Source organism: Deinococcus pimensis DSM 21231 (assembly GCF_000519345.1).
Lineage (GTDB): Bacteria > Deinococcota > Deinococci > Deinococcales > Deinococcaceae > Deinococcus_A > Deinococcus_A pimensis.
On record NZ_KI912647.1, the window covers coordinates 69,084 to 69,416 of the forward strand.

Consider the following 333-nt stretch of genomic DNA (forward strand, 5'->3'; position numbering starts at 1 on the left):
GTGAGCGGGCGGGTGAACCTGAACACCGCGTCCCGGGAGCAGCTGGAGGCCCTGCCGAGGGTGGGTCCGGCGCTGGCGGAACGCATCGAAAGGGGCCGCCCGTACCGCGGTCTGGACGATCTGGACGCGGTGCCGGGCGTGGGGCCGAAACTGCTGGAGACGCTCGGGCCGCTGGTGACGTTCTGATGTCCGGGGTGGAGGCACGCTCCGGGGACGTTCTCGCCCACGCGGCCTCGCGGACGTCCAGCCGGGCGCCCTGGGGCGCGCGTCTGGGCTGGGCCACGGCGGCCTTCTGCGGGTTGCTCGCGGGCGTCCTCGTGATGTCGGGAAGCG

At 74.2% G+C, this 333-nt stretch carries 1 protein-coding gene; it reads left to right on the plus strand.

The window, feature by feature from the left end; all coding sequences use genetic code 11:
* Positions 1-186 (plus strand): ComEA family DNA-binding protein (locus DEIPI_RS0113130; RefSeq protein WP_027482062.1); only part of this gene is annotated, 186 nt, incomplete at its 5' end.
* Positions 187-333: the final 147 nt, after the last annotated feature.